General features: G+C 68.2%; 5 protein-coding genes and 1 pseudogene. 2 read left to right on the top strand and 4 right to left on the bottom strand.

From position 1 onward, the window contains the following. Positions 1-240: pseudogene (locus VGR06_RS15805) on the bottom strand (hypothetical protein); the annotation flags it as partial. 76 nt (positions 241-316) lie between these two features. Here VGR06_RS15805 and VGR06_RS15800 point away from each other — a divergent pair. After that, positions 317-856, top strand: coding sequence for a TRM11 family SAM-dependent methyltransferase (locus VGR06_RS15800; protein ID WP_327559832.1), 540 nt, complete (start codon positions 317-319; stop codon positions 854-856). A gap of 14 nt (positions 857-870) precedes the next feature. Further along, complete coding sequence (locus VGR06_RS15795; RefSeq protein ID WP_327559831.1) at positions 871-1,104, top strand: hypothetical protein; 234 nt, start codon at positions 871-873, stop codon at positions 1,102-1,104. A gap of 145 nt (positions 1,105-1,249) precedes the next feature. Here VGR06_RS15795 and VGR06_RS15790 read toward each other — a convergent pair whose 3' ends face one another. The 3 genes from VGR06_RS15790 to VGR06_RS15780 all read right to left on the bottom strand — a co-directional run bounded on the left by VGR06_RS15790 (position 1,250) and on the right by VGR06_RS15780 (position 4,505). Then, the gene (locus tag VGR06_RS15790; protein WP_327559830.1) at positions 1,250-1,690 is read right to left on the bottom strand and encodes a DUF6933 domain-containing protein; all 441 of its coding nucleotides are present in this window, start codon (positions 1,688-1,690) and stop codon (positions 1,250-1,252) included. Positions 1,691-2,192: 502 nt separating this feature from the next. Beyond that, positions 2,193-3,356 (bottom strand): IS110 family transposase, encoded by a 1,164-nt coding sequence (locus tag VGR06_RS15785; RefSeq protein ID WP_327559829.1) that lies wholly within the window; start codon positions 3,354-3,356, stop codon positions 2,193-2,195. Between the two features lie 762 nt (positions 3,357-4,118). Further along, on the bottom strand, positions 4,119-4,505 hold the full coding sequence (locus VGR06_RS15780; RefSeq protein ID WP_327559828.1) for a hypothetical protein: 387 nt from the start codon (positions 4,503-4,505) through the stop codon (positions 4,119-4,121). Between the last annotated feature and the right edge of the window lie 177 nt (positions 4,506-4,682).

The following is a 4,682-nucleotide window of genomic DNA, read 5'->3' as shown; positions in this document are numbered from 1 at the left end:
CGCACCGACGGTGCTGGCGCCGACGTTGCCGAACGCGCCGGTGACCACGACCGTGCTGCGCGACGTGGATTCCGCCATGGCCTCGCACCCAATCTGTCCCCGCAGCCAGAGCGTAACGGCCCCCGGCTGCACGGCCAAGAGGCCCGGGACGTCGACCGGTCGGCGGGTCTCCAGGTCGACCAGGATGGTGGCGTACGCGTGCCGGCGGCGCAGCGCGAAATCGTCGACACCGAGCACGCGGATGTCGCTGCCTGGCGGCTCCGGGCCGGGGCGGTGCTCCCGGGAGCAGCGGCGCGGCCGGTACACCAAGGAATCCATGGCCCACCCGGGCAAGATGCTGCCCTCGATCGCCCGCTACCTGATCCGTACCTTCACCGAGGTCGGTGACTGGGTGTGCGACCCGATGGCCGGCATCGCGACCACCGTCGTGGAAGCGATGCACCTTCGCCGGCACGGCATCGGCGTGGAGTACGAAGCCCGGTGGGCGGCGCTGGCCATCGACAACCTCCGCCTCGCCGCATCGCAGGGCGCGACCGGCACCGGCCAGATCGTGCAGGGCGACTCCCGACGCCTGCCGGCGCTCGTCCCGCCCGAGCTGCACGGGCGCATTGCGCTGGTCATTACCTCGCCGCCGTATGGGCCGTCCACCCACGGCCACGCCCGCACCCCCGGCCCGCGTCGAGGCAAGGTCCGCAAGATCAACCACCAGTACGGCGGCATCGACAACCTCGCCTATCGCGACCCGACCACCTCGCGGATGGGTTCACCCGGATCCTCACCGGCGCCGCCGCGATCCTGCGCCCCGGCGGTATCGTCGCGATCACGGCCCGCCCCTATCGCCGCCACGGCGAGCTGATCGACATCCCCGGCATGGTCGGCGCCGCCGGGGTCAACGCCGGCCTCCGGCCGCGCGAGGAGTGCGGTGCGCTCATCGCGGGGATCCGCGACGGCCGGCTCATCCCACGAGCGTCGTTCTTCCAGCAGAAGAACGTCCGCGCGGCCATCGCCGACAGTGAACCGCAGTGGCTCTTGCAGCACGAGGACGTGGTGATCTTTGAATCACGCGTACTCGCCACGGCGGGTCCACGGGAGCGGCGGGGATGAGCCGGGATCGAGGTCGGCCACCGTCGGTCGAACCCGCCGAGGTGGAGTACGACATCAAAGTGGTCGACGAGGCTGCCGGCCGACGCCTGGCAGCGGTACAGGCACAGGCGATCCTCGACGTGCTGGCGTGGTGGCGAGACCACCTTCACGAGCTGTCCGGAACACCGCCGGAGTCGCCTCGACCCGACGCGGCGCCGTAGCCCTGGCTGGTGCCGGCGCCGCGGTAGACCTCGGCGAGGCGGGTGAATTCGGTCATAACGCCCAGTACGCTGCGGTTGGCCGTGTTGCCGATCCGGCAGTCGCGCATCTGTAGTCGCTCATCATCGATGATCGCGGTCGGCGTGCGGTGAGCGGCGAGAACGGCGGCGATCTGCTGGCCGATCCTGGCCGGCGCGGTGCGTGCCGGGGCAAGGGGCATCAGCACCGGTAATAGCGTCGCCTCGTTGACCAGCAGGATGCCCTGGGACTTCCAGAACAACGCGGTCGCGTACCACTCGCCGAGCAGCGTGGTCGAATGCTCGCCTTGCTGCAGGGTCGGTGGGCCAAGTCGCTGGAGCAGCTTCTTCGTCATGCGCACGATGAGCACCTCGTCATCCTGCCCGCAGCTGTGCGGACGAACGCGACCGGCTCCGAGAAGCGTGCAGCCACGGCCGCTAGTGCGGCGGCTCGCCGGCGGTCAGCAACCCGCCGAGATCTGCGCGCTGATATGTCGCGCTCGACCACACCGCCGAACGAAGCGTCGGCGAGGATCTGGCCGACAGCAGCGCCAGACGGGCGCTACGCGGGACAACGCTGGCCATGGGCCTCCAGTCAGGGCCGACCTACCGGGGAAGCCGGGGTGCGATTCAACGACATATGGGAGGCGAAGAGCGCTGAAACACCACCGCTGCTGTTTGCCCAGGTACAGCCCACGTCGGTGAGCTGGCGTTAGACTCGGTGTACGTCGTATCGCGTTGAACCGGCGGGTCGGATGAGCTCGGCACACCCCGGGCGACCACAGCCGTCGAACGGTCACGATCCCCCATGCGGCCGAGGTCTGTCGCCGTGCCATCCGCCCATCGGACGCATTCATCTGGCACCCCTCTATGTCAAGTGGTGATCATGAGGGCTGTCCTAGGCTGTGGTTCGGCGGGTCCGGGAAGTGACTTCTCCGAAGTGTCGACCATGGGGATCGGGTCGGGCGCGCTGGATTGCAGGGTCGCCCCCACGTGTCCTCCCGGGCCCGTCCCGAGCCGTTTCGCGTCGGCGAGCATCCGCTTGTAGACGACGTCGGACAGTCGGCGTTTCAGGGCCCGCATGGCTTCCATCGGGGTCTTCCCGGCGGCGAGTTTGCGCCGGAAGTAGCGGCGGCCCTCGGTGTCGTGCCGGAGTTGGACGACGGCCATGATGTGCAGGGCTCGGTTGATGCGCCGGTTCCCGGCGCGCGAGAGGCGATGCCGGTTCTGGTCTCCGGAGGACGCGTCCAAAGGCGCGGTGCCATTCCAGGACGTGAAATGGGCCCGGGTAGCGAACCGGGTGACGTCGCCGATGTCGCCGAGCAGCCGGGCGGCGCCGGACGGGCCGATGCCGTGCAGCTCTTGTAGCCGGCTGCCGGTGCTGGCGACCAGCTCGGTGAGTTCGGCGTTGGCGATCTTGATCTTCTTGTCGATCACCGTCAGTTCGTGGATTAACTCGGAAGCCAGCCAGCGGCGGGTCTTGCCGACGACATCACACGGCCGGACGGTGTTCAGCAGCGCCCGGGCCTGCTGGGCGGACAGGAACGTCTTCGCTCCACCGGGCACGAGTTCGAGCAGCAGGTGGTGCAGCCGGGAGACGACCTCGGTGCGGGTCCGGCCGAGCTGGTCGCGGCGGTCGACCAGTAGCCGCAACGCGACGGTGGTGTCATCCACCTGGACCTGCCGCAGACCCGGGGTGCGCAGGGCCACCACCGCGACGCTGCGGGCGTCCACCGGGTCGGTCTTGCGGCCCTGACCGGTGGCGAACACCCGGGCACGGGCGGACAGCTTCGCCGGCACGTCCACGACGGTCTCGCCGTCGGCGACCAGCCGCTGCGCCACATGCCGGCCGATGCCGTTGCAGCCTTCCACCGCCCACTCGCGGTCGGTGTGCTTACGGCCGGCGGCCAACATCCCCTGGTAGCCCATGCGGTCGGTGCTGAACCGGCCCTGACCAACGGTCTGTTCCCGCTCGTTGATGATCTCGATCGTGGCGGAACGCTTGTGCGGATCCACCCCGATGATGACGTGAGCCACCTGCAGATCTCCCTCTCCCCTTGTCCAACATCGATGTCGGCGGGAGGGCAGCGCTACTTCGAGCTGGGCATACCCCTCTGGAGCCTCTCCGCGCCGCGGTGACCGGCAGCGCACGCCAAATGAGAGCCACACCAACCTACGGTGGGCAGCCGAAATGAGAGCGACTCCGCCGGTCACCTCGACCATGCCTGGCCGGGCAGCGGTCGTGCCACCAGTAGATAAGGAGCCGATGTGAGTACATCAATTACGGCTTTCCGCGAAGTACCTGGTAAAGCGTCTCGGAGATGAAGCGTGGCCGGGGCCGGTCGTTCCAGCCGATTTCTTCGGCGCGACGCCGGATCGCACTCCCGGCGGCCTGCGCAGCGTCCTCATCATCGAATATCGCTATCGACAAGCCATTGCCGGTCTCGGGATCCAGTAGATGGTACGTGGCACGCACACCCGGGACGACGCGGCAGCTTCGACGACCCAGTCACGGTCATCGGTCGGCATCGGCTCCCACACAGCGACTCGAGCGATCACAACCTGTCTCCCGCCTGATGAGCTGACATAGCGAACACGAACGTCGGGAGCAGTATGGCGGTCCGCCCCGGCACGGCTGCAGTGCCCTTTCCGGCAACGCAGCCGAGCACCGTCGGTTTCGACGTCCCTAACGGCTGGTTCAATCGGCGCCGGCAGTCTTGCCCATCGGCATGCAATGGGCCGCCAGCGCTGGCCGTGCCGACGCACGCACATGCCGCCGACCGCGCGGCACCCTGAATTTCACGGGTCATCGATCGCGCTCGCGTACTCCAGCGGAGCTACCCGAAGCGCCCGACCGGTTGCGTCGAATGCCTCGAAAAACCCGGTGCCCAGCAGCGCCCGGTCCACACGGCTACTGACGTCAGCGATGGCGTCTAGCGAATGGTCGGCCCGCACGGTCGCGGTCAGGACGACCACATCATACGGGTGAGGGACGACGGATAGGCTGACACCTGGAGTGTTGCTCTGTAGGGCACCGCGCAGCGCCTCCCGCTCGTCCGCAGGCAGCGTGCCCATCAGGTAGATGAGATCGATCCGCACCCGGTAGCTGCGGCCACCCGGATCGATCCGCACCCGGAACGGGCGTCCATCTGGGTCGATCGGGATACCGGACGCCCGTCTGCTCATCAAGACAGCATGCGATGATCGCCGGCATATTCACCAGCGTAACGTGCCCACTATGGTGTTAACGGTCCTGCTCACCTCGACGCTGGTAAGCGCCAAAGTAATGGCAACGCACGCATCTGCCGCGTCCCGCGCGCCGGCCGGGCGCACGCGGCGCGGTCGAGCATGTCGCGATCTTCG

This window comes from Actinophytocola sp. (assembly GCF_036002505.1).
Lineage (GTDB): Bacteria > Actinomycetota > Actinomycetes > Mycobacteriales > Pseudonocardiaceae > DASYTH01.
Note: the sequence above shows the minus strand (reverse complement) of the source record. Positions and strands in the feature narration are given on the sequence as shown.